The 23,760-nt window shown below is 46.1% G+C and carries 24 protein-coding genes; 13 read left to right on the forward strand and 11 right to left on the reverse strand.

What is annotated here, in order from left to right; genetic code table 11:
• Nucleotides 1-216 precede the first annotated feature (216 nt).
• On the reverse strand, nt 217-1,317 hold the full coding sequence (locus RHO15_03245) for a hypothetical protein (protein ID WVD64540.1): 1,101 nt from the start codon (nt 1,315-1,317) through the stop codon (nt 217-219).
• A 461-nt stretch (nt 1,318-1,778) separates the two neighbouring features.
• Here RHO15_03245 and RHO15_03250 point away from each other — a divergent pair, with 461 nt between their 5' ends.
• Nucleotides 1,779-2,711 carry a LysR family transcriptional regulator gene (locus tag RHO15_03250; protein ID WVD64541.1) on the forward strand — a complete coding sequence of 311 codons (933 nt, stop codon included), beginning with the start codon at nt 1,779-1,781 and terminating at the stop codon, nt 2,709-2,711.
• Here the strand turns inward: RHO15_03250 and mdcH are convergent.
• The 8 genes from mdcH to mdcA form a co-directional block, all read right to left on the reverse strand.
• Nucleotides 2,695-3,627: a malonate decarboxylase subunit epsilon gene (mdcH, locus tag RHO15_03255; protein WVD64542.1), complete on the reverse strand. Its 933-nt coding sequence runs from the start codon at nt 3,625-3,627 to the stop codon at nt 2,695-2,697. The genes RHO15_03250 and mdcH overlap by 17 nt on opposite strands.
• A 10-nt stretch (nt 3,628-3,637) precedes the next feature.
• A complete protein-coding gene (locus tag RHO15_03260; protein WVD64543.1) occupies nt 3,638-4,243 on the reverse strand; it encodes a malonate decarboxylase holo-ACP synthase in 606 nt (201 codons plus the stop codon).
• Nucleotides 4,244-4,252: 9 nt separating this feature from the next.
• Entirely contained in the window at nt 4,253-5,212 is a 960-nt protein-coding gene (locus RHO15_03265; protein WVD64544.1) for an AEC family transporter, read from the reverse strand.
• Between the two features lie 119 nt (nt 5,213-5,331).
• Entirely contained in the window at nt 5,332-6,138 is an 807-nt protein-coding gene (gene mdcE / locus RHO15_03270; protein WVD64545.1) for a biotin-independent malonate decarboxylase subunit gamma, read from the reverse strand.
• A complete protein-coding gene (locus RHO15_03275) occupies nt 6,135-6,974 on the reverse strand; it encodes a biotin-independent malonate decarboxylase subunit beta (protein WVD64546.1) in 840 nt (279 codons plus the stop codon). Before RHO15_03275 ends, mdcE begins: the two co-directional genes overlap by 4 nt.
• Nucleotides 6,964-7,266: a malonate decarboxylase acyl carrier protein gene (mdcC, locus tag RHO15_03280; GenBank protein ID WVD64547.1), complete on the reverse strand. Its 303-nt coding sequence runs from the start codon at nt 7,264-7,266 to the stop codon at nt 6,964-6,966. Before mdcC ends, RHO15_03275 begins: the two co-directional genes overlap by 11 nt.
• A 29-nt stretch (nt 7,267-7,295) precedes the next feature.
• Nucleotides 7,296-8,156, reverse strand: a complete 861-nt coding sequence (locus tag RHO15_03285) for a triphosphoribosyl-dephospho-CoA synthase (GenBank protein WVD64548.1) — start codon at nt 8,154-8,156, stop codon at nt 7,296-7,298.
• A complete protein-coding gene (mdcA, locus tag RHO15_03290) occupies nt 8,156-9,817 on the reverse strand; it encodes a malonate decarboxylase subunit alpha (GenBank protein ID WVD64549.1) in 1,662 nt (553 codons plus the stop codon). Before mdcA ends, RHO15_03285 begins: the two co-directional genes overlap by 1 nt.
• Nucleotides 9,818-10,095: 278 nt before the next feature.
• Here mdcA and RHO15_03295 point away from each other — a divergent pair, with 278 nt between their 5' ends.
• The 7 genes from RHO15_03295 (at nt 10,096) to RHO15_03325 (ending at nt 18,491) form a co-directional block, all read left to right on the forward strand.
• Entirely contained in the window at nt 10,096-10,524 is a 429-nt protein-coding gene (locus RHO15_03295; protein ID WVD64550.1) for an EamA family transporter, read from the forward strand.
• Between the two features lie 281 nt (nt 10,525-10,805).
• Nucleotides 10,806-12,830 carry a protease modulator HflK gene (locus RHO15_03300; protein WVD64551.1) on the forward strand — a complete coding sequence of 675 codons (2,025 nt, stop codon included), beginning with the start codon at nt 10,806-10,808 and terminating at the stop codon, nt 12,828-12,830.
• 2 nt (nt 12,831-12,832) lie between these two features.
• On the forward strand, nt 12,833-13,867 hold the full coding sequence (locus RHO15_03305; GenBank protein WVD64552.1) for a protease modulator HflC: 1,035 nt from the start codon (nt 12,833-12,835) through the stop codon (nt 13,865-13,867).
• Nucleotides 13,860-14,909: a protease modulator HflK gene (locus RHO15_03310; protein WVD64553.1), complete on the forward strand. Its 1,050-nt coding sequence runs from the start codon at nt 13,860-13,862 to the stop codon at nt 14,907-14,909. The genes RHO15_03305 and RHO15_03310 overlap by 8 nt, the downstream gene beginning before the upstream one ends.
• Nucleotides 14,909-16,879 (forward strand): cation-translocating P-type ATPase, encoded by a 1,971-nt coding sequence (locus tag RHO15_03315; GenBank protein WVD64554.1) that lies wholly within the window; start codon nt 14,909-14,911, stop codon nt 16,877-16,879. The genes RHO15_03310 and RHO15_03315 overlap by 1 nt, the downstream gene beginning before the upstream one ends.
• 110 nt (nt 16,880-16,989) lie before the next feature.
• A complete protein-coding gene (locus RHO15_03320) occupies nt 16,990-18,039 on the forward strand; it encodes a hypothetical protein (protein WVD64555.1) in 1,050 nt (349 codons plus the stop codon).
• 266 nt (nt 18,040-18,305) lie between these two features.
• Complete coding sequence (locus RHO15_03325; protein ID WVD64556.1) at nt 18,306-18,491, forward strand: hypothetical protein; 186 nt, start codon at nt 18,306-18,308, stop codon at nt 18,489-18,491.
• 82 nt (nt 18,492-18,573) lie between these two features.
• On the opposite strand, the gene RHO15_03330 is transcribed toward RHO15_03325, so the two are convergent.
• Together RHO15_03330 and RHO15_03335 are read right to left on the reverse strand one after the other, a co-directional pair.
• Entirely contained in the window at nt 18,574-18,810 is a 237-nt protein-coding gene (locus RHO15_03330) for a hypothetical protein (protein WVD64557.1), read from the reverse strand.
• A gap of 4 nt (nt 18,811-18,814) precedes the next feature.
• Nucleotides 18,815-19,531 carry a 4'-phosphopantetheinyl transferase superfamily protein gene (locus RHO15_03335; GenBank protein WVD64558.1) on the reverse strand — a complete coding sequence of 239 codons (717 nt, stop codon included), beginning with the start codon at nt 19,529-19,531 and terminating at the stop codon, nt 18,815-18,817.
• A gap of 163 nt (nt 19,532-19,694) precedes the next feature.
• On the opposite strand from RHO15_03335, the gene RHO15_03340 reads away from it, so the two are divergent.
• From RHO15_03340 to RHO15_03360, 5 genes are read left to right on the forward strand one after another with little or no spacing between them, the layout of a single operon-like run.
• Entirely contained in the window at nt 19,695-19,979 is a 285-nt protein-coding gene (locus RHO15_03340; GenBank protein WVD64559.1) for an acyl carrier protein, read from the forward strand.
• Complete coding sequence (locus RHO15_03345; protein ID WVD64560.1) at nt 19,979-21,232, forward strand: beta-ketoacyl-[acyl-carrier-protein] synthase family protein; 1,254 nt, start codon at nt 19,979-19,981, stop codon at nt 21,230-21,232. The genes RHO15_03340 and RHO15_03345 overlap by 1 nt, the downstream gene beginning before the upstream one ends.
• A complete protein-coding gene (locus RHO15_03350; protein WVD64561.1) occupies nt 21,229-21,990 on the forward strand; it encodes a MaoC/PaaZ C-terminal domain-containing protein in 762 nt (253 codons plus the stop codon). Before RHO15_03345 ends, RHO15_03350 begins: the two co-directional genes overlap by 4 nt.
• Nucleotides 21,991-22,013: 23 nt before the next feature.
• Nucleotides 22,014-22,751, forward strand: coding sequence for an SDR family NAD(P)-dependent oxidoreductase (locus RHO15_03355; GenBank protein ID WVD64562.1), 738 nt, complete (start codon nt 22,014-22,016; stop codon nt 22,749-22,751).
• 37 nt (nt 22,752-22,788) lie between these two features.
• A complete protein-coding gene (locus RHO15_03360; GenBank protein ID WVD64563.1) occupies nt 22,789-23,718 on the forward strand; it encodes a metal-dependent hydrolase in 930 nt (309 codons plus the stop codon).
• The last annotated feature ends 42 nt before the right edge of the window (nt 23,719-23,760 follow it).

Here is a 23,760-nt window from a genome sequence, read left to right on the forward strand (position 1 = left end):
TTACACAGATGCGCTAAAACAAATCTCTGTACGACTTATCTTGTCGTCATTTGTCTGGCTCAACATTCAGCACCAATATGCTTGCTCAGCATCGCAACAGGCTTAATCATCAAAATAGCTCACTAAACGACTCACTGAGCATATTGATAAACAGGGATAATCAGATGATTATCCCTTTGAATATCCATAACGATTAATCAGAACCGTCAATATTGACTATATTGACTGACTCGGTTTAAAAACAATCTTGAGTGAAAGTTTATTTGCCACATAGAATATATAGAGTGACAGCGATAGCGCAAACATGATGAGGCCATAAGCATAGCAAATAAAGGTGATAAATTGAGCACCACTGAAATAGCTAGGTAAGTTGGCGAAATAAAAGATAAAGACTAAGGTGCTGATAATATAGAGTACACAATGGGTTATTTTATAGACCTTAAGGCGTGATGCTCGCAGTAACTGAATAAACAGAAAGATAGCCAGAAGATAACTGACGATGATTACCGGAATGATAATAAATTGTGCTTGCTGCCAGGATTGGATTGACGAAAGTAGCGCGAGTACGATGACAGTCAATACGCAAGAGATAATCATGGTAATAAGGAGGGGGAGTGTAAAGGCAACGATCGTTTTTAATGGATAGTGGGCGGCTAGCGTTTTGGTTTGTGCGAAGTTGATTGACCAGCTATAGCAGTAAACATACAGTAGATAGATGCTTATTAGCATAACCAACATAAATGACGTCACCATAGTCATATCTAAGGTGAAATTTCTCAAAAAAGAGATGATGATCGGATATTGGTATGTCATTATCATACTGATAAACAGGCATGAGTAGAGTGCACACAGCAGTTTATGGCTCATCATAGAACAAGTCAGATGATTCATGCGTACGAAGATATAACTGATCAGACCCACGATGAAGATATTGATGATATTGATCAGATAGTAAAGCGGTGGAATCAGATAGATTTTAACGGCTAAACTTAAATCGGACATGGCAATAAAACGCATGAATAAAGGCGTTAACTGATCAATTAGGACTAACGCGAGTGCCGTACAAACAATATAAACGATATTTTTCAAGGTTAATCGGGTGAGTTGATAAGTGATACAAAAAATCAGCGACGGAATAATGATAAATAGTATTTGACCTGGCGCGTAGATGAGCATGTCATCGATGATATCCAGTGCAGTGAGATTGATATTCGTTCCATAAGATTGATAGATCGATAGACCCATTATGATAATTTTATAGACTAAAAATAAGATCACTGGAATGATCAGGTGTTTGATAAAAAACGGTTTCTGCATAGAATTCCCCAATCAATACCTAGCACTAAGTTATCAGTATAAAATAGCGCTAAAGTGATAGTTTTTATGTTCGGTTATGGTGAGTTTTATAATATTGCCACGTCATAGTATCAAAGAATTTTTTTTATTTCGATTTTTAATTCTTAGTTCTTAGTTCTTAGTTCTTAGTTCTGTAATGTTGATATTGCCAGTCAGTGAGAATCATCATGCAGTAAACAACCGACAACCGACAACCGACAACCGACAACCGAGAACGCAAAACCGGGCAGAATAATTGAGCCCTTGATCTCTTCATTATCAATCAACCCCCTCTCAATGCTGTTTAGGTGAAAGCCAAAAGGTGGCTGACAAAGCGTAAAAGGCGATGTTATTCAAATGAGGGGTAAGGGATTCACTTGACAATATCGCCAAAAATAGCCAATCTAATCCCTATTACAATAAGATAACGTTACGAGCTGTTGATGATAAATGGCAATATTACGCTAAAAAAGTTACAGATATTCCTCTCTTTTATGTCCAAAGGTAATATTGCCTTAGTCGCCGAATCGATTGGTCTGAGCACGGTGAGTGTACATCGGGCTTTGCACACCTTAGAAGAGGATATTGCGTGTCCGCTGTTTATTCATAAAGGCCGCATACTGCAGCCGCTCCCTGCCGCACATACCTTAGTCGAATATGCCAAAGAGATTATTGAGCTGACCGAGCGCGCGATCGAAAATACTTGTCAGGCTGCTGGCATGAATAAAGCGCGTTTAAGAATCGGCTGTATGTACTCTTTGACGCTGGAGACGGTGCCGAAACTGATGATGGATTTCAAACGTCGCCAGCCGAATGTGGCGGTCGATTTGATGATGGGATCTAATCAAGATCTGCTTGAACGTCTGGAGAGTGGTCAGTTAGATGCTATCTTAATTGCCATCTCAGAAAGTAGTATCGACAAAAATACCTTTGAAGTGCTGCCGCTGTTCCAAGATGCACTCTATATTGCCGGCCCGATTGACTCACCCTTGTTAGCTGGTGAGTCGGTCTGTTTACAAGACTTTAAACATCAGCACTTTATTGCGCTGAGTGAAGGTTTTGCCACTTATCACAGTTTCCACCAAGCCTTTGCTGATACGGATTTTGATCCCTACATTAGTCTGTATGTGAAAGATATCTTTTCGCTGATCAATCTGGTGCAGGCTGGGGTGGGTTTTAGTTTGTTACCGGGGCGCATAATGCCCGCTTATACCAATACCATTAAAATGCTGCCGTTAAGCCAGGCCAATCCGATTAATCAAACGATCGGTTTGACCTTTCTTAAAACGCGCGAACATGAACCTTACTTACGCGCGTTAGTGGCCAGTAGCCGTATGTATGCCTTAACCCATAATACGGTTACGGCAGCTGAGTGAGGGTTCGGCTTAATGCGACCGTGGCCGCAAGCCCGGTTTGACAGACCGAAACCGCTTCGCCTTGCGGCATCATTTTTTTGGTCAGGCCGGTTAACACAGCGCCAGGCGGTATTTCAATCGCCAGACGAACACCACGCTCATAAGCCGAGATCATCGCATCATGCCAATGTACCGCATGTGACATATTATTGGCTAAATCGGTGGCAATTTTAGCCGGATCGTTAACCATGCGTGCGCTGTTACCACTTAAATAACCGAGCGTTGGTCGCTGAAATGTCACCTGTCTCATCGCTTGCGCTAACTGCTCAGACGCAACCTGTAATAGCGCGCAGTGTGAGGGCACACTCACTGCCAGCCGAGTACTTTTACGGGCGCCGAGTTGGCCGGCAAGCTGCGCAATCTGCTGCATCGCGGCTTCACTACCGGCAATCACAAACTGATCTTCATCATTAAAGTTGGCAATATAGGCCGGGTTGTTATCACGATGCACCTGCGCGACTAAAGCCTCTATCTGCCTTTGATAAAGGCCCTGAATCGAGGTGAGCCCATAGCCGTGCGGATAGGCATGTTGCATTAATTCTCCGCGTAGTGAGACCAATCTGACGGCATCCTCAAAGTTCAGTGCCCCGGCAAAGACAGCTGCTGGAAAAGCGCCAATCGACAAACCGCTGGTAAAATCTGCCTGAATGCCAGCTTGCTTGAGTAAATGAGCATGCACAATACCTGAAATGAGGATACAGAGCTGAACGGCACGGGTATTTTGCAGCGCTTGTTGACTATCGAGGGTTAAGACGTCTTCACTGAGTGCGTCACTGGCGCGCTGTATAAATTGTTGTGTGACCGGATAATCCGGTAACTGATGCAGCATATTGGGTTGCTGTGAACCTTGTCCTGGGAAAGTAAAAATAATTTTCATGGTCATCAACCTATGCTTGCCAGGGCGTGGCGGTGAGGCGCGGGCCGGTGGCGGTTTTCAACAGAACGTTATCCTCTCGTAACCACTCATTTAAGGCAAAACCACCCTGCTTTGTCTCGATTTGGATATCCACGCGGCAGGGTAAGGTTTTGACCAACTCGGCCAACGGCTGGAATTGCGTGCGGCTTACTGGTGCTGGACAACGAATTAACAGATCCAGATCACTTTGCTGGGTGAGTACGTCAATGCCGGTAGCAAGCTGGTATCCGCAGCTGCCGGTGACGCCCCATGACCAACCAAAAGGGTAGTGCTGTAAACGGCTGAGTGCTTGTAATACGGGCGAGGTTGTGGTGTCTGGTCGCGGCTGTGCTATCAGTGACTCGGGCGTGGCAACTTTCACAATGCGATCGGCTGAAATATAACCCGCTAATCTTTGCGAACGGTTGATACCGCGTAATCCAACGGGAATCAGTCCGACGGCTAAATGGTCACGTCTTACCACCAGTGGTAGGCCAACATGCCAATGCGGCGCCACCCAATCGGGTAACACCGCATCGACCTGTAAAGCGGTCTGGTTATCAATCCAAATGAGATCATGAGGATGGACAATCATCATAAACCCCGGCTATAGACCCGCTGTTAAGGTGATAAATAACGGTAGGGTAATGATACAGAGAATAGAGGTAATCAGTAACGTTGCCTCAGCATCCGGAGATTGCACGCCAAATCGGTTACCAAATACCACACCAAAGAAACCGGCAGAAAGCGCAATCATTAAAATCGAGGTGATGGCTAAATTACCCTGCACACCAAAAATAGTCACGATGCCCCAGGCGATAAAGGGTTGGATAATTAGTTTGGTTATTGTGGACAGTGTGACCACGGCATTAAGTTGTAGTTTACGTGCAGACAGAATTAAACCGGTTAAGAATAGTGCCGCTGCAGTCGCCGCTAACCCTAATGGTTTAATGGCTAGCAGGACGATATCGGGCATTTTAATGCCGATAGCAGATAATACCACGCCTAATAACGGTCCCCACACGATCGGTTTAGTGACTGAGCGCCAGATAAGTACCGGTAACATGGCTAATGATGAGCCTTGAACTGTCCCTGCCGCACGGGCTTTTTCACGTTCTAAAATGAGTAAGCAGAATGGGGTTAATAACACTGAACCACAAGCAATCGACACCGCAACGGATAATGAAGTAGTTGAACCTTCACCCACCACGCTACCGAGAATCGGTAAGCCTAATGCCGCATAGTTAGGTAAAGCCACGGTTAAGGTTAATACCGCAGAATCTTGCGCGGATTTCTTAAAGACTTTAGTACAAATAAAATAGATGGCTGCAAAAGTGACCCACATGGATAGCACCAGTACTACAACCAGATGCCACTCTTGTACGATACCGGCCCAAGGCGTTTGCACAGTTGCACTAAATAACGCCGCTGGTAGGGCAAAGTCCATCACAAAAATATTTAATAATGCCACATTTTTGTTATCGACCATTTTTGCTTTACCGGCATAAAAACCCAATAACATGATGACAAAAATGGGTGCTAATGCCTTAATAATGATGTACGCCATAAAAATCCCTATTTAAAAAGTTAATAATAAAGCTAAAAGCCGGTGTTTAATCAGTCTTAATCTTTGCTTGATGAGTCACTGTCTTACTCACCGGCTTTTATGCTCAATGAGGTTATCGGTTACCACTGTTCTCGCATTTTCGCGCGCACTAAGGCGGACGCCTGGCGATCTTTTGCTTGTAATCGATTGCTTAAGTCAACGCCCTGTTTTAGGGTATCATTAATTGCATCGATAAGGGTTTGTTTCACCAAATCTACCTCTAGCGGTGAGGGCTGCTGCACGTTGGTAATATTGAGTAATTGATAGAGTAACCCTAATTTACTGTAACTGCTAATATCATATGCCATCGGTGGAATACTGGCGGCTAAACGCTCTAATGATTCAACAGAGCGGAGCGTGATTCTGGCTGCAGAGGCTTTACCCATTGCATGAATCAGCACACCATCATCATTAAAGGCAATTAGACGATTAGCTTGGTAACCATGGGCCAAAAAGGCGCCTGACATGGCTTTACCAACAATCAGTCCAATGACCGGATGGCCTGCCAGACGGGCCTTAGCATAAGCACCTGCCGCACCAGCGAGCGCCTGATGGATACCAAAGGCCTCTTCACGTCGGCCATAAGCCTGGCTCGGGACATCGATAATCGCAATAATAGCAGTTTTTTCGGTTTTATTTTTATCCGCTTCGACGACCTCATCGACCATTTTGGCTAATGTCCAGCCCTCTAATAAGCCAACCTCACCCTGACTGGCGCGTGGAAATTGATTATCGGCATCCGGCACTACAGCGATAAAGCGCGCTGGTTTGTGACTGATTTTGCCGTCAGCCACTTTCACTGAGGCGCACTGGCCATGACGTAATTTAGCATCAGTAGTTAATAAAGAGAACCAGAAATCACCCCGGCTTAATATTGTTTTACTCATTTGCGATCTCCTCGTCCCAATAGCGCCGTTACATCGGCAGCTTCCACCTGTTTGCGGGTGTCTACGGTATTTAATTTAGTGAGGTAGTAGTCATACTGATCAGAACGGAACTGATTAGGGACACCTTGTTTTAAGCAGTCGTTCATGGCTTGTTTCACTTGATTGACTGAATCTTCAACATAGGCATCGGCAAAACCATTATTATAACGCACTTCACCGCCGGTCATGCTCCAGATAAAAGGACGATTGCGTGAGTTATACTCTTCAATCCCGGCTTCTTGTTCAATTACTTGTGGGCCATTTAAGCCTAAACGAGCTTCGCGCGTCACAATCAGGTAGCTGCACAGTCCAGCGGCAATCGACATCCCGCCAAAGCAACCGACTGTACCGGTACTAATGCCAACCACCGGTACATAACGGCGTAAGTCAGCAATTGCAGCGTGAATATCGGCAATCGCGGCTAAGCCTAAATTGGCTTCTTGTAAACGAACCCCCCCGGTTTCAAAGAGTAATACCGCTTGAGTCGGGATGCCATTACGATTATCTTCTGCGGCAAGCTCTAAGGCGGCTGCCATTTTCGCACCCGAGACTTCCCCCATACTACCGCCTTGGAAAACGCCCTCAATCGCCATCACGACGGCGGGTTTGCCACTGATCGTGCCTTTGGCGACGACCATGCCATCATCAAAAGCCGGCACAATACCTTGTCGCTCGAGCCAGGGTGAGGTGATCTGCTCAAAAGGATCTAATAGTTCGCGAAAGCTGCCTTCATCTAATAAACGACGAGCACGTTCACGGGCACTTAACTCAATAAAGCTCGTATCACTATTTTGCATGATTAGCCTCCTCAAAAACTTGTTCGATGCGGAGTTTTGCCACACCCGGTGTTGCGGCAAAGTCATTGATTTCTAATTGACCCATCGGTAGGGCGTGCAGTAACGCAAAACGTTTGAAAATATTTTCCCAACGGATTTTACTGCCATCCACTGAGGTCTTAATGATAACGGTTAAGGTTTTTTCCTGATGTGGAATAAACATCGCCTCAAGATCACCTGAACCCACCACGCCAGCTAAGGCCTTTTGAGCTCGCTGCTCCGTTGCCGGATAATGTAATTCAATTCGTTCCATAACATCCTCTGTAAAAACTAAAATAGTGATTAAATGACGGTGGCTCTATCTAACAATAAGGTTGCGGCTAACAGGTCAGCGGCGCCACCGGGTGAAATATGGTTGGCTAACATATAAGCTTCCAGTTCGGCAAATAAGGGTTGCCCTTGTTGACTAGCCATTCCCCCTGCGGCTAATATCGCTTGGGCCGTTTGCTGCACCTGGATTAATGCGGGCATGCCGGCTCTCGACAGAATACAGGTATCGGTTAATGAACTCATGATGGCCAGTAGCGCATTAATTTGTGCCAGAGACACCGGGGTGCCAGCTTGGCGGCTGGTTCTTAATGTCGGTAAGGCCAGATTGATAACATGGGGAAAACCGTGTTTTGCTTCTTCTCTGGCGCCGGGAACCCGGTATTGTCTACTGGCACAAAGTCCTTTACTTAGCGTGTTTTCAGCGCTTATCGCAATATCCGGTAAGCTGGCTAAACGACCCGCTAATTGGGCGATCTGCTCGGCGGTTGCCATCCCCGCAACGGAGGCCAAGGCGGTCACTAATAAACCCAGTGACCAAATTGCCCCACGGTGGGTATTGACGCCGCCGGTTACCGCCATCATCTGCGCTTCACCTTCACGACCTATCTTGCCAATCTCTCTTCTTAACGCCATCCCGATCGGTTGTTGCCCGCCTTGTAAGGCCATGGCATAGAACGCGTCGGTTAAACTGTGGGCCGATTTTTCCATTAACGCTAAGGTTAAATCGGTATGGGCGCCGGCGCTGCGGCTATCAACCAAGCCCGGTTTAGGGCTGAGTCTGACCTCATCAATCAACGCTTGGGTTGCTTGATGCGCGAGCTGTCGGGCACGCGTATAGCAAACGTCCATTGAGAGAGTGGCTAAGGCAGTCATTACCAGCTCCTAAATTTTGCCGGTGGATTATATAAACCGCCTGACCACTCAACCAGATCGGCAACGCTATTAGCGGCCAGCAGCGAACGTTTCGCTTCAGTTGGACGAATACCCAAATCTTCCGGGAAGGCAACTTTGCCGTCACGGCGGAACTCAGCCACTCGTTTACTGTCCACCCCTAAACCAATATCAGTGACGCCAGCCACTGCGGCCACCATGGCGCGACGCTCCTCTAATGAGCCCGCTCTGTGCAGATAAGCAATGCCCTCTTCGGTGAGCACATGAGTAATATCATCACCATAGATCATGACTGGTGCGATTGGCATACCAGACTCTTTCGCCACATCAACCGCATCTAACTTCTCAACGAAGGTCGGTTTGGCACCCGCCTGATAAGTTTCCACCATTTGCACAACTAATTTATGCCCACGATCGACCGGATCAGCGGTTTGCATCATATCGAGCCAGGCTTTTGAAGCATGACGACGACCATGTGGGTCATGACCCATATTTGGTGCACCACCAAAACCTGACAGGCGACCTCGGGTGACCGTTGATGAGTTACCTAAGCCATCAACTTGTAAGGTTGAGCCAACAAACATATCCACACCATACTGTCCGGCTAACTGGCAAAGAGTGCGGTTAGATCGCATACTGCCATCATGACCGGTAAAGAAGACATCCGGACGGGCGGCGACATATTTCTCCATTCCCAGCTCACCACCGAAACAGTGCACGGTGTCGACCCAGCCACTTTCAATCGCTGGAATTAAGGTTGGATGTGGATTTAAGGTCCAGTGTTTACAAATTTTACCTTTCAGACCTAGCTGCTCACCATAAGTCGGTAACAGCAGCTCAATCGCCGCGGTATTAAAACCGATACCATGATTGAGTGATTGCACCTGGTGTTTAGCGTAAATGCCTTTAATGGCCATCATGCCCATTAAGATATGAATCGGTTTAATTAAACGGGGATCACGGGTAAACAGCGGTTCAATAAAGAATGGCTTATCGGCCACTACCACAAAATCAACCCATGAACCGGGGATATCCACGCGCGGTAGATCGGTTTCATCATCGACCAGCTCATTGACCTGCGCAATGACAATCCCATTTTTAAACGCCGCCGCTTCAACAATCGAGGGCGTATCTTCGGTACTTGGACCGGTATAGAGATTACCCTTACGGTCGGCTTTATAAGCGGCAACTAAGGCGACATTGGGAATAAGATCGACAAACAGGCGGGCATAAAGCTCAATATAGGTGTGAATTGCACCGATTTCGAGTAAACCATCTTCTAGTAGTTGTGAGATACGTAAACTCTGTGTGCCAGAAAAGGAGAAGTCGAGTTTTTTGGCAATCCCTTTCTCAAACACATCCAGATGCTCAGGTAGACCAATACTTGGCATCAGCATATGTAAATTATTGACTTTGGTAGGATCGATTTGGGTTAACATCCGCGCTAAAAAATCGGCTTGCTTTTGATTGTTTCCCTCTAACGCCACCCGATCCCCTGAGACCAGTAACTGTTCCAGAATTTTCGGAAAATCTTGGGTCGGCAGTACTTTACCTTGGGTGAAGGGTTTTACGGCATCAATGCGTCTTTTTTTCTCATCGAGACGGGTATTCCATTGACGATTCGATGTGTGATTATGCAACATGGATAAACCTCTAAGCGCTCGTTAATGTGTGATTAAGTCACTCTATGAATGGGTGAGGAAATCATATGCCTTTAGCGGCCTGGTTATCAATTAACTGAATTGTTTAATCGTTAGCTTTTTAGTAATGATTACATCGCGAGCACTGGGACGGCTTGAACAAAGTCATCGGCATCGGTTTATCAAATAAATAAGCTGAGTACTTAAGCCAGTCTGGTCAGTTTTATGTTATGCTGAAAAAATCGGCTAACAGGATGATGTCTACAATGAGCGAGGAACAGATGAGCCCTTGGTTAATTTATGCGTTATTATCAGCGATTGCCGCTGCGGCAGTGGCGATTTTCGGCAAAATAGGCTTACAGCAGTTAGATGCCAATACCGCCACCGCTATTCGTGCGGTGATTATGGCGCTATTTTTAGTGGCTGTCGTGGTGGTTCAGGGTAAATTACAATTAGTGCAAGCGATTATTCAAGATAAAAAAGCCATTTTGATGATTGCGCTGAGTGGTATCGCCGGGGCGCTATCCTGGCTATTTTATTTTATGGCGATTAAAGTGGGCAAAGTCTCGCAAGTTGCACCAATTGATAAATTGAGTGTAGTTTTTACGGTCGTGCTGGCGGCCATCTTGTTTGGTGAAAAGGTGTCACTTTGGGGGGGAGTCGGTGTGGCCTTGATCGCAGCTGGGGCTATTTTAGTCGCACTGAATTAGTGATAGCCAACATATTGCTGATCGGAGTTACGATTCGTCTAATTTGACACTGTGACGGCAGATTATTGGCACGCTCGTTGCACGTCATATTAATATCATGAAGCCATCAATCATTGCTTAAATCAGTGAGCTGGCAGTTAACTTTTTGATTTGTTGTGATTTTAGCCATTATCACTGATTGTTTGGCAAGCTATTGGTATGATTATGTTTCCAAAGCGATAAACGAAGTGGCATAATAAAAAAATCGAGTAAAACAGACAATTCAGCTATTTGGGATGGTTATGAGGTTTGATTTAAACAATAATACAGAGCCACTGGACGCCTTACCCCGTTTTCAACGCGCCAAAACGCGCCGGCCTAAATTATCCTTGGCGACGTCAGCCAGTAAGCAGGTCGCTTGTGCTTTATTTATATTGGTGATACTGGTTCATCTGTTCGATAAAAATTCATTATGGCCGGCTTTGCTGTGTAATAACGCCGCTGTATTGCTACTACTGGCTGCCCTGTTGCAGTCGGCATTGCGTATCGATATCTGGCGAGCAACAGCATTGGCCGACAGTGCACCGACACTGGCCGATGATGAGGCCACTTCTTTAACCACTGCTCGCGCTGCAGATGAAAACAGTCCCTTACCAACAGATAAAACCGCGGCGGATAAACCGACCTTTTTTAGTACCAAAATAGTGTCGTTACTCAATCAAATCGGCCTCAACGCTTTATGGATGATCGGGCTGTCAGCATTGGCCTTGGTTATCGTTCATTTTGGCTGGAATCTAGACTTGTCTGCGATTGAGAGTCGTCAAACACACTATGCGGCGGCAGGTTTACTCATTCTGGTGGCTTTTGGTCTGCTGGTGGTTGAGCGGCATTTAGCTAACACGGCCAACAGTGAGTGGCCGGAGGCGCTGAGTATCGCACTGGTTATTCGGGTGGTGATAGCGGTACAGGTGTTATCACTGCTGGCGTTATTATGGGTTGATATTGGCCGAGTCTGGCCATTACGCTGGCTGGTTTTAGTCGGTTTATTGCCGGCACTGCTGGCGATTGAGTTTATTCTGCGTGCCTTGCTGGCGATGTTTAGCCCACAACGCGTAACGATTGAACCGCCGTTAATCGGTGAGAGTTTTATTGCTGCGATGTTTTGCTGGCCACCGAAACCGCTGCAGTTATTACAAGATGAACTGCAATCTCACTTTAATATCGATCTGCGGCAGGTCTGGGCATTTGGTTTTATGCGGCGGGCATTTGGGCCGATATTGATGTTGATGGTGATACTCGGTTGGTTACTCACCAGTGTCAGTGAAATACCACTTAACCAACGTGCTATTTATGAACGTTTTGGTCGCCCAGTTGCGGTGTTACAACCCGGTTTACATCTCGGTTTACCTTGGCCTTTTGGCAAAATGATTGCCGTCGAAAATGGTGTGATACATGAAATTGCCACCGCCAGTGAGCTGAATCTGCCAGATGATGCCACCGGCATAGCAATACCAAAGCAGACTATTGAGATCGACACGGTTGAAGGGCCGGCGCCGGCTAGTGCTAATCGCTTATGGGATGCTGCTCATTTGAGCGAGAAATCACAAGTCATTGCCAGTGCGACAAACGATAAGCAAAGTTTCCAAATTTTAAATATGGATGTCCGGTTTATTTACCGTATCGGATTAACCGATCAGGCCGCTTTAGACGCCACCTATCATAATATTGATATGCCGACGCTGATTCAAAGTGTGGCCAATCGGGTATTAGTCCATGATTTTTCTTCGCGGACCTTAGATGAGGTGTTATCTGGCCAAACTCAGCATCTGACCGACGATATTTTACAGGCACTGCAACAAAATTTAGATCAAATGGCGAGTGGTATTGAGCTGTTGGCCGTGGTGGTCGAGGCGATCCATCCACCAGCCGGCGCCGCCAATGCTTATCATGGTGTGCAAGCGGCGCAAATTACCTCACAAGTACTGATTGCCAAAGAGCGAGCTAATGCCGCGGATAAAATCAGTGAGGCCTATATTAATGTAGCTGGTGTTGTGGATACGGCGAAAGCTACTGCGCATGAAACTATCGCAGCTGCGCAGTCAGATAGCGTACGTTTTCAGGCTGAAAAAACTGCCTTTGCTGATGCGAAGCAGGCTTTCTTGTTAGAGCAGTACTTTGAACAGTTGAATCAGTCGTTGACCAAGGCGCCGTTACTTATCATCGATCACCGGCTCAAAGCCAGCGATTTACCCACCATAGACCTGCGTCAGTTTACGGCGCCACTCGATAGTAAAATGAAATCAAATACACCAGTGATAGGGGATTAAACGTGTCATCTTCTTCTGATATTAAGCAAACACAGCAACATGATGCGTGTCAACATGATGATGGGCATTACCATCCAGCCAAAAAACCGAAAAATGTCGTCTGGAAACGGATGGTTTGTGCCGGTATCATTATCCTGATTGCCATTGCCACCGCCTGTTTAGTACAGGTTCACTCCGGTGAGGCGGTGGTGATTACCCGTTTTGGTCATCCGACGCGGGTACTGCTTGAGCCTGGCTTAAATACTCGCTGGCCAACCCCTTTTGAATCGACCCTGCCAGTTGATCTCAGACTCAGAACCACGTCCAGTGGATTGCAGGATGTGGGCACCAAAGATGGGCTGCGTATTCTGGTGCAGGCGTATATTATTTGGCAGGTTAAAGCCGATTCCGACAGTATTTTGCGCTTTATCCGGGCCATGCCAACCAATTTAGATATTGAAGCAGCCAAACAGATTCGAACCTTTGCCGGATCGGCATTAGAGACCACGGCCAGCCGTTATGATTTAGCCAGTTTAGTCAATACCGATGCCAGTCAGGTACAGTTAGTTGATTTTGAGCAGCGTTTACGTGACCAGCTGGCACAATCTTTATTAAATACCTACGGTATTAATATCGTGCAGGTCGGTATCGAGCGATTAACCTTACCGTCCATTACGCTGACCGCCACTGTCGACAGAATGCGGGCTGAGCGTGAGACGATTGCCACTGAGCGTACTGCTGAGGGGAAACGGCAGGCGGCAGAAATTCGTTCAGCAGCAGAACGCGATGCGCGTATTTTAGTTGCTGATGCCAATGTGAAAGCCGCGGATATCAATGCACAATCTCTGACCGAGGCAGCTAAACTTTATGGTCAAGCCTATGCGCAGTCGCCACAGCTTTATACTTTCTTAAGATCGTTAGATACCTTAAATGCCGTGGTCAATCCCAATACCCGAATTATATTACGTACTGATGCGGCACCGTTTAAGGTGCTGGTTGACGGGCCATTGCCGGTTTTAACTATGCCACAGAAAACACTGGACAGCAGACATGAATAATCAGCAACCGGCCTTGGCACACATCATCATCAGCCCTTGGCAGCAAGCGAGTCGCATCGCTTTTTGGGTTCTGTATGCGGTAGTGATACTGACTGCAGCGGGTTGGTTAGTGAGTAATGTCAGACAGATAGGTCCGGAAAGTCAGGCGGTAGTGTTTCGAATGGGCAAAATGGTTCGGATCCAAGAGTCGGGTCTGTTACTCGCCTGGCCGCAGCCTTTTGAACAGGTGATAATGTTACCGTCAGCCGGTCAAATGATCGAGCGTAAAGGGGTATTATTGGTTCGCACAGACCAAGCGAAAAGGGCCGATAACAACTTTACCGCGCAAGACGATGCCATGGCGGGCTCCGGCTATTTATTAACTGGTGATGCGGGCGTGGTGCAGCTAGATATGCGGGTGTTTTATCAAGTCACTGATGCCGATGATTTTGTCTTACAGGGCGAACACGTCATCCCCGCTTTAGACCGCTTAATTGAGCAAAGTGCGGTTTTAGTCTGCGCCTCACGAGATCTGGATACCATTTTAGTGGCCAGACCTGAACTGATCGATAATAACAGTCAGGTTGCCGAAAGTCGGGAAAAATTACGTCTGGATTTACAAACACAAATCAACCAACGTTTAGCGGCACTTAAGCAGCAACATGCTGGATTAGGTATCCATATTGAGAGAGTTGATGTGCAATCAGCGTTACCACAAAATGCGGTCAGTGCGTTCAATGCGGTATTAACTGCTAGCCAACTGGCCGCGCAGACAATCGCCACGGCGCAAAATGAGGCGGCACAACAATCACAAGAGGCCACCCAAACCGCTGACCATATTTTACAGGTCGCGCGGGCACAGGCCAGTGAGCGTTTAGCTAAAGCCCATGCCGATACGGTGATTGTGAATAATCTCACCAAGGCCAAACAGCAGCATGAAGAGATCGGTCTGTTATTACGCTTGTATCGAGATAAAGTGTCGGCCATACTGGCCAAGGCAAAATCAGTCAATACCACTTCGCAAGATGAGGCTAGTCATTTAATGATCGATGGAGTGAAATAATGACCCTACAGCATCAAACCCACACCGACGAACATGACTGCCATTGCGGACATCAGCATATCGCCTTTACCCGTTCGCTGTTAACCCAGGCTGAGCAGCGCAAAGCATCCCGGCAATTAGTGCTGGCAATGCTGGCCATTGGTATTTTAGTGCTAGGGCTATACTGGCGCTGGTTTATGCCACAAGGTGACGGCATTGCCCAACTGCTATTTGGTTTCTCTTCCATACTGGTTGCCTTTCCGGTACTGCGATCGGCGTGGCAAAGTTTACGCCAGCGCAGTTTACATGGCATCACCGATCAACTGATCGCCTTAGCCATGATCGGCTCGTGGGCGGTCGGTGATTTACTCACCGCGGCGCTGTTGCCGATTATTATGATCTTTGGTCATATTTTAGAAGAGCGCAGCGTAGTCGGTTCACAGCAAGCTATTGAAGCGCTCAGTAAGTTAACCCACAGTCAGGCCAGGAAAATCGACTCAGACGGTAGTGTGGTACTGGTAGATAACCAGCATCTGGTTGTCGGTGATCGGGTGGAAGTGAGGGCCGGCGATAAAATCCCTGCCGATGGTAAAGTACTGACTGGTCAGGCCAGTCTGGATACTGCCTCGATTACCGGCGAGTCCGTCCCTTTAGAGGTCGTTACCGGGATGGATGTCTTTGGCGGCGCGATCAATCTCAATGGTCTGTTACATATCGAAATAACTCATCCCAGTGAGGAGTCTACCTTAGGGAAAATTATCACACTAATGCAGCAGGCCGAGCGATCGAAACCCCCCATTACCCGTTTATTAGAACGTTATGCCGGTAGCTATATGATTTTAGTCTTGCTGATTGCTGCTATTACCTGGTTTATCACCCAGGATGCGCAGGCGATGCTGGCCGTGCTGGTGGCAGCTTGTCCTTGTGCCTTGGTCCTGGCGGCGCCAGCCACGGCGATTGCCGGTATTGCGGTGGCGGCACGTCACGGCATCCTGATTCGTAGCTCAGCCTTTTTAGAGGAGATGGCTGATTTAACCTCACTCGTGATTGATAAAACCGGTACCTTAACGCGTGGTGCTCTGCATTTACAACGGGCTGAGCTTACTGCTGGGCAAGATAAACGCATGCTGTTTCGTTCAGCGGCCAGTTTAGGCGCAGCCAGTAATCATCCGGTGAGTCGGGCATTATCGTTATTGGTGCCTGTAGCCGATTATTACCCGCTAACCAGCGTCACTGAAAAACAGGGTTTCGGCATGATCGCGCAAACACCATTGGGTGACATTGTGCTGGGTAGGCCTGAACTGTTTACTGAGTTAGGTATTGTTGTGCCGACTATTCCAGATCATGATGGACCGATAGCGGGCATCGCGGTGGCGGGCCTCTTTGGGGGCTGGTTATTACTGGCGGATAATTTACGGCCAGAAGCGGCCGAGGCATTAGCTAATTTACGTGAGCTCGGTTTAGGCCGGCAGTTATTACTGACCGGTGACCGCCAGAGTGTAGCGGAGAGGATTGCCGATGAGGTGGGTATCACCGAGATTATCGCCCAAGCCTTGCCTGAAGATAAGCTGCTCTGTGTGAATCGTGAGATTGATAAAGGCTTTCGGCCGATGGTGGTCGGTGACGGGATTAATGATTCTCTCGCCCTTAAAGCCGGCGTAGTCGGGGTAGCGATGGGCGCCGGGAGCGCGGATATTGCTATGTCGTCGGCTGATGTGGTTTTAATTGGCAGTGATTTACGCCGCCTTGGCACCAGTATCCGTTTAAGTCGGCGTTGTCGCCATACACTGCAAACCAATGTGATTATTGGTCTGGGTTGGACTTGTGCGATTGTGATTGCCGCCGCTTTTGGGCTGCTTGGGATGGCAGGTGCCATGATAGCCGCGATTTTACATAATCTGAGTACGCTACTTGTGCTGGGCAATGCGGGTCGATTACTGCGTTTTGATGAGAGTCTGTCAGCCATCGATAAAACGGATAAAAAGCCGTAATGGCTAGTTTATTGGTGCTTGCTCAGGAGGGCTCGATCGCTACGTGATGGCTTGACGTTGAGTTAGCGGTTATTAGCTTAATGCAACTTTTTATCTATAAGGCGGGACAAATGCGCGCTGTAATGGGATTGAGTCTGGGTCTGTTCCTCTGTTTATCGGCGGTATTGAGTTTCGCCTGCCGTGCAGCGGCGGATATGCTGACCGATCAACAGCTTAATCCGATGATGAAAACCCTGGCAGTTGATGCATCCGGTAAAGTGATGCACTATAGTGTTGCTTTGCTTTCACCGCAAGCGCCGCCAGAAACAGCTTTAATCGTGATTCACGGTTATCCCCATGACGTGAATAAAACCTTAGCTGCGGCAGTATTAGCGGCAGAAAAAGCTCAGCAAACTCATCTCGTTATCGTCGCGCCGTTATTTCAAGCTGATGCGCAAGCCGCCAAAAAGTGCCATCGTCACGGCAGGCCTCCCTCAGCAGACGAGTTACAGTGGACCTGTGGCAGCTGGACGCAAGGCGGTCTGGCGGTGAATGCTGCAGTCAGTACCTATCAAGCGCTAGATGCTTTAATTATGTCGCTAAAAATAGCCTATCCAACCGTAAACTCTGTCACGGTAGCAGGTTTTTCTGCTAGCGCGCAAATGATTCAGCACTATATTGGTTTCTCGGCTTTACCCGCCAATTTATCACTGCACCTGCGTTATGTGATTGCCGATCCCGGTTCGTGGCTCTATTTTGATGATAGTCATAGCCGATTACCTTTTATCCAGTCCAAGCTTGGTAAGATGGGTATCACAGCTTTAGCGACTTGTCCAACGGTGAACGATTGGAAATATGGTCTGAACAAGATGCCTACGCATTTAGCCGCTCAGGTTTCACGCGCTAAAGCCCAGTACCGTCAAGCGGATATCCACTATTTAGAAGGAGCACGCGATCAAGGGGATTGGCCGAGGGCACATCAGGCTATTTTGGATAAATCCTGCGCCGCCAATGCGCAGGGCGATTCAAGGCTGCAGCGGGGCATCGTCTATATGGCTTACGCACGTGCCATGCTCAAGATGCCATCCGCGTTCTCTGTCGTACCAAATTGTGCCCATGATGTGACTTGTGTATTTACCTCAGCAGAGGGACAACAGGCGCTGTTTGGTACTGTAAATTAATGATAGCATCAGTCCAAAACAGTATTGACATGATACAGAGAGGTATCAATCGTATGAAATGCGTTTTATTGAGCCTAGTGACTTTACATAGCCCTTTTTGGCAAATGGTACTGATCAAGCAGATAAAACAGTGACCTGATGATCACGGCTTTATCTTGATAGTGATGATTGACAGAGACGACTTAACTGCCCTGTTTTTGACTACGGTCAATATAGTCTAATAACGTATGTATATAATTATTTCCTGTGATGCGGCTTAATCCGCCTTGCCACGAACATTATATGGCGTGGTGGCTGAACTTAGTCAATTAATGGTTAACCATGAACAGGCGTATTACTACATTATTATTGAGCCACGGCTCATCTTACTCGTCATCATAAAGCCAGCGCTATCGACCAAAACCAGCGTGTCGAGAGTGTTGCTGAAGCAGTACTGTACGGCCACCGATTGACTGGTGTTGATTATCGTCTGCTACTGAAAGACACCTATCCCACGCGAATTGATTGCCCAGTGGCAGGCGAGTGATCTGGCCTTTATCCAACGTATTTTATTTGATGTCGGTATTTGGTTTCTTTTTGAAAATCATGGTGAACATGCTTGTGATGTGCTAGTAATAAGTGACTATGAACAGGGCAGTGCCTAGCGGTACGATAGATGGTCAGGTAGATAGTGCGTGACACTGAAAATGCATAGCCAGACTGTTGTGGTGTCGCTATTGGTGCAAGATTATCATTATCGTCAGGCACAAACGGATATGCAGACGTTGGCACATGCTCATCCTAAATTCTCTGTTTGATCAATCATAGCCAGCGTTAAGCAAGTATTCTGATCATTTTTATAATGAATAACAAAGCTATCTTGCGCGAGGTACTCACTGCTTAAATCTTTTAATAATTCGATGGTTAAGCTGCCGGCTTGCTCATCGCCTTGCTGGTGGATTAATCTTGCCTCACTAAAACCAAAAAATTGTCTGACTTGCGGATAAAGCATCTTATATAGCGCTTCTTTGGCGGAAAAAATCAGGGTGACTTTTTGATTCAGGCGCATGCGAGGATCAAAATGCGCTAATTCTTGTGCAGTGCAAATATGATCTTGGATTTGTCTGGCTAATGCTGAAGATAGCCAATGTTCAACATCTAAACCTAAAGCCTTAGTTGTTGTTGTGGGTAATAGCGCACTGGCCGCAATACCTTTGGAATGGCTGATAGAACCGATAAAGCCTGCTGGCCAAATGGGCGCATTATCGCTCACCCCACGTTCGACTGATTGCTGACAACCCTGCGCGAGCAATAGTTGTTTCGCCAATACACGGCCAGCAATAAATTCCACTAATCGTTTAGGGATAGCCTGTTTTAATGAATCCGGTATGTCAACCTGATCAATCTCAGGTGCATTGGGTTGCCATCTTTCCGGATAGTAGTGGCAACGTTTTATTTGAGTCTGTTGAAGGATAATTTCATTAAAGTTATCCAGGAAGAGAAATGCTGTCATGCTCTGTGTCCATACAAATAAATTGCAAAATATAGACAATTTTAACATATTATTATCTTTAGATATAATTTCGTTAAATAAATTAATAGACTTAGTAAAGAGTCAGTATTATGATGTGATTGATGGATAACACTAATCAATTTTTCATAAAAAGGATAATGAAATGAATACATTAACAACGGATGTTATTGAATCTCTTATCAAAGAGCAAGTGGATGAGCTCACCGATTTTGACGTGACAACGATCACGCAGGAAACGCCCGTGAGTGAGTTTGGATTTGTCAGTCTGGATTTTATTTCTATTCAGGTGGCATTAAAGCGGGCATCCGGGGTGACTGTTGATTTAAGCCAGCTTGCCGAGGCGAATGTAACCACTTTTGGTGAATTGATCGCATTTTTAAGTCAAGCCATCAATCAAAAAATCCTGAATAACAACGGAGGTTATTAATGCGTTCTCATCGCGTTGTTGTAACTGGATATGGTGGTATTTGTTCATTAGGGACAAATTTCGATGATATTTGGCGTGCGGTATTAGCTAAAAAAATGGGCTACACAATTTGGGAAAATCCCGGTAAAGAGATTAAAACCACGATCTTTGGTCATATCAGAGATGCATTATCGGTAACACAGTTCTCTAAACGAATCATTAAAAATACGCCAAGATTTGCCAGACTAGGGCTTATCGCGACCGATGAGGCGATGACAATGGCATTTGGCGAGTCACAAAATTTTACCGATTATTATAATGAGTATGATTGTGGCGTTATTTTTGGGACCGGATGGGGAGGATTTGATGATGCAGCCGCAAATTATTATGCCTATCAGGATGTGAAAGCGCCCTCGATCCAAAATTGTTTCCACTCGATGCCGAGTATTGGCACTGCAGCTATTACGGTGAACTGGCAATTTAAAGGCTATCAGAATACCCCGGTGGCTGCCTGTGCGAGTAGCAATATTGCCATTGGCGATGCATATCTGAAAATAAAAAATGGCCAAGCTAAGATGATGATTGCGGGTGGTGGCGAAAGCACGATGGGTTCGTTTGCCATTTGGTCGATTGACGTATTAAGTGCCTTGACCAAAGAAAAAGTCGATTTAACCAAAGCATGTTGTCCTTTTAGTTTGGATCGCAGTGGTTTTATTCTATCCGAGGGCGCCGCGGTAGTCTGTCTGGAAGATCTTGAGACAGCTCAAAAAAGAGGCGCACCGATCTTTGGTGAAATTATTGGCTATGCCAATTATAGTGATGCTTATGTCAACTTAACTGCCCCGGCGCCTGATTTACATAGCCGCACATTAACCACTCAAAAAGCCATTGAATACGCAAATCTTAATGTACAGGATATCGATTATATCAACGCTCACGGCACCTCAACGCCGATGAATGATCTGAATGAAACACAAGTGATTAAGCAGGTGTTTGGCCAGCGTGCTTATCAAATCCCGATTTCGAGTACTAAATCCTATACCGGACATTTAATTGGTGCGGCGGGCGCGATGGAAACCCTTTTTTGCCTGAAAAGTCTCACTGATGGCGTGATCCCTGCCACGATTAATCTTAACCGGCCCGATCCTGATTGTGATTTAAATTATGTCCCAAATGAACACCTGTTTAAGCAAAATTTGAACCATGTCCTAAATGTCAATTACGGCTTTGGTGGTGCGAATAGTTGTTTGGTCATCGAGAGGTATCAACCATGATAAAGTCATATTCACAGCAGGATATTGGGCAGTGGGCTTATTTTTCTGGCGATTATAATCAAGTCCATTTTGATCGGGCTATCGCACACAAAAATGGTTTAGCGGATATTATAGTACAAGGCATGTTGGTGATGATGGCGGCTAAGCTTAAACTGGCCGATCAGATTAAAGGTGATTCACGCCTTAATTTTTACCTTAAACAGCCGGTTTATCTCGATGAGCCGGTGCAGTATCAGTACGGTGAGAAAAATCAGTATTTTTTTAATAAAATTATCAAAACCTCATCGGTCCAAGAGGCAATTACTGCCAAACTAAGCAATCAACAATCGCCTATTTTTGCAACGCCGGCGCATAAAATTGCGATTAGCGCCGATTTTTTTCAGACGCAGAGTACACTTTTTCGACAAACCTATCCGCAAATCCAATCAAACTGGCTATTAATGGATGCGTTACTTTTTAGCGTCTGTTTTAAGTATCAGCATGGTGAACCTTATTATCAAAAGGCCTTGAAAATCACCAGTCAACCGGATAAAAGCAAAGTGGTGACCTATCAAACTGACCAAAAAATCTATATTCCAGCACGGTTGTTATCTGATAGAGAGATTGATGTCTCAAAGCTTTCGGCTTATTTCGAAGACAAAGATATCATTCAGCAAGATGACTCGGTGTATAGCTTGCTCGATTATCAAGTGATGGAAGGCGATCAGCTGCTATATCAGTCCTCTATGGGCAGTATTACCAAAGCGCAGCTGGATTAAATGATGATATCGCGGGGTCATCAATGAGAGATAAAAAATTAGTATTCATTACAGCGGGAAGTCAGGGTATTGGTGCGGCGATAGTGACAAGGCTTGCTCAGTATTATCGCGTTGTTTTTAGTTATCGAAACCATCAAACAGAAGCGCAAGCGTTAGCTCAATCACTCTGTGATAGTGGGGCGGAATGTTATTGCTACCGATGTGATGTGACAAATACCGCAGATGTTCAGCAGTTATGTGAAACATTGCTGCAGGATCATGGTGTCCCCTATGGGGTGATTCATAATGCCGGTATGGCGATTAATCATTTACAGATGAATACCACCATTACACAGTGGCAACAGGTGATAGAGACGAATTTAAATGCCATTTTCTATTTTAACCACTATTTGCTCAATCCGATGATTATTCAGGGGGATGGCTGCATTGTGACGATCAGTTCGATTGCCGGCATCAGAGGTAATATTGGGCAAACGAGTTATTCGGCATCTAAGGCCGCTCAAATAGGTATGACCAAAAGTTTAGCGAAAGAGACGGGCCGGTTCAATATTCGTGTCAACACAGTTGCACCTGGGCTGATTGAGACCGAAATGACTGCCGCCATGCCGGAGAATCATTTACGGCAGCTGATTAAAACGACCCCTTTAGGACGGATTGGCCAGGTGGATGAGGTGGCCAGTATGGTGGCCTATCTGCTCAGCGACAATGGCCGTTTTATCACCGGACAAACGCTGGTGATTGATGGTGGTTTATCGATTTAACTTGTTCACTTTATTTATTTCTAAGGATGGAAAAAATATGCAATTAAAAACCAGAACAGTGCCGAAAGACGTGTTTGCCGTCATGAATTTAAATGATGATTTTAAACACCTTTGGATACCTGATAATGTCATGTCATTGATCGGTTTAGGGACGTCATATCTACTGGAGTTTTTTGAGTTTTATGGTGAAAAAGTCAGTGGTTTTTATGATCGATTTGTTAAAGGCACCGAGTATGAAGATGATCGCTTTCCAGTCTTTATTGCCCAAGAAAGACGACATGCAGCGGCACATAAAAACTTAAATAGGTTTATGGCCAAAAACTACGCCGCACCGTCCCGAGAAAAATATCATCCGCGTGTTTATGACTTTATGTATGTGACCTATAAAGAGTTTGTTGAGCCCAATATTGCCGGTCTAATTCAAGATGAACAGATGGGTAAGACGCTGGATAGTCCCTATTTTAAAGAGGCATTAAGAACCATCGCGACCTTTGAAACGGAAGTGTGTATGGCTAGTTTCTCATTTTATGAGAACTTAATTGATCATGGCAAACTTGATGTGATGATGGATATGTCTGAAAATCTGGGTGTCCTCTATTTACTCGGCTATCACTATGCTGAAGAGATGGAACACTGCAGTGTATCGATTGAAACCTATGAAAAAATCTATCATGAACCGTTGTGGAGCAAGGAACGCATCAAGCAGTACGAAGCTGAAGCTGATCTGTTGACGCATCGCGTCACGGTCGCCACGCTTTATGTGGCCAGAATGCTCGGTATCGAGGTGACGGTAAAACAAATTCGAGCACGACTACCTAATTATCGAGGCTTAGTCAGTGAAGGTTTTAATGCCAAATCAGCCGATATTTTACCCAAAATCAAATATTTTGTTGAACATTGGGATAACCAATGGGAGCCGATGTTGCGGGCCAAAATCAAGCAGACCATCGACGATGCTCAGGCTTAATAATCAGCTAAATCGGTGGCGAAAATAGCGATGAGAATCGAG

It is taken from the genome of Orbaceae bacterium lpD01 (assembly GCA_036251705.1).
Lineage (GTDB): Bacteria > Pseudomonadota > Gammaproteobacteria > Enterobacterales > Orbaceae > Utexia > Utexia brackfieldae.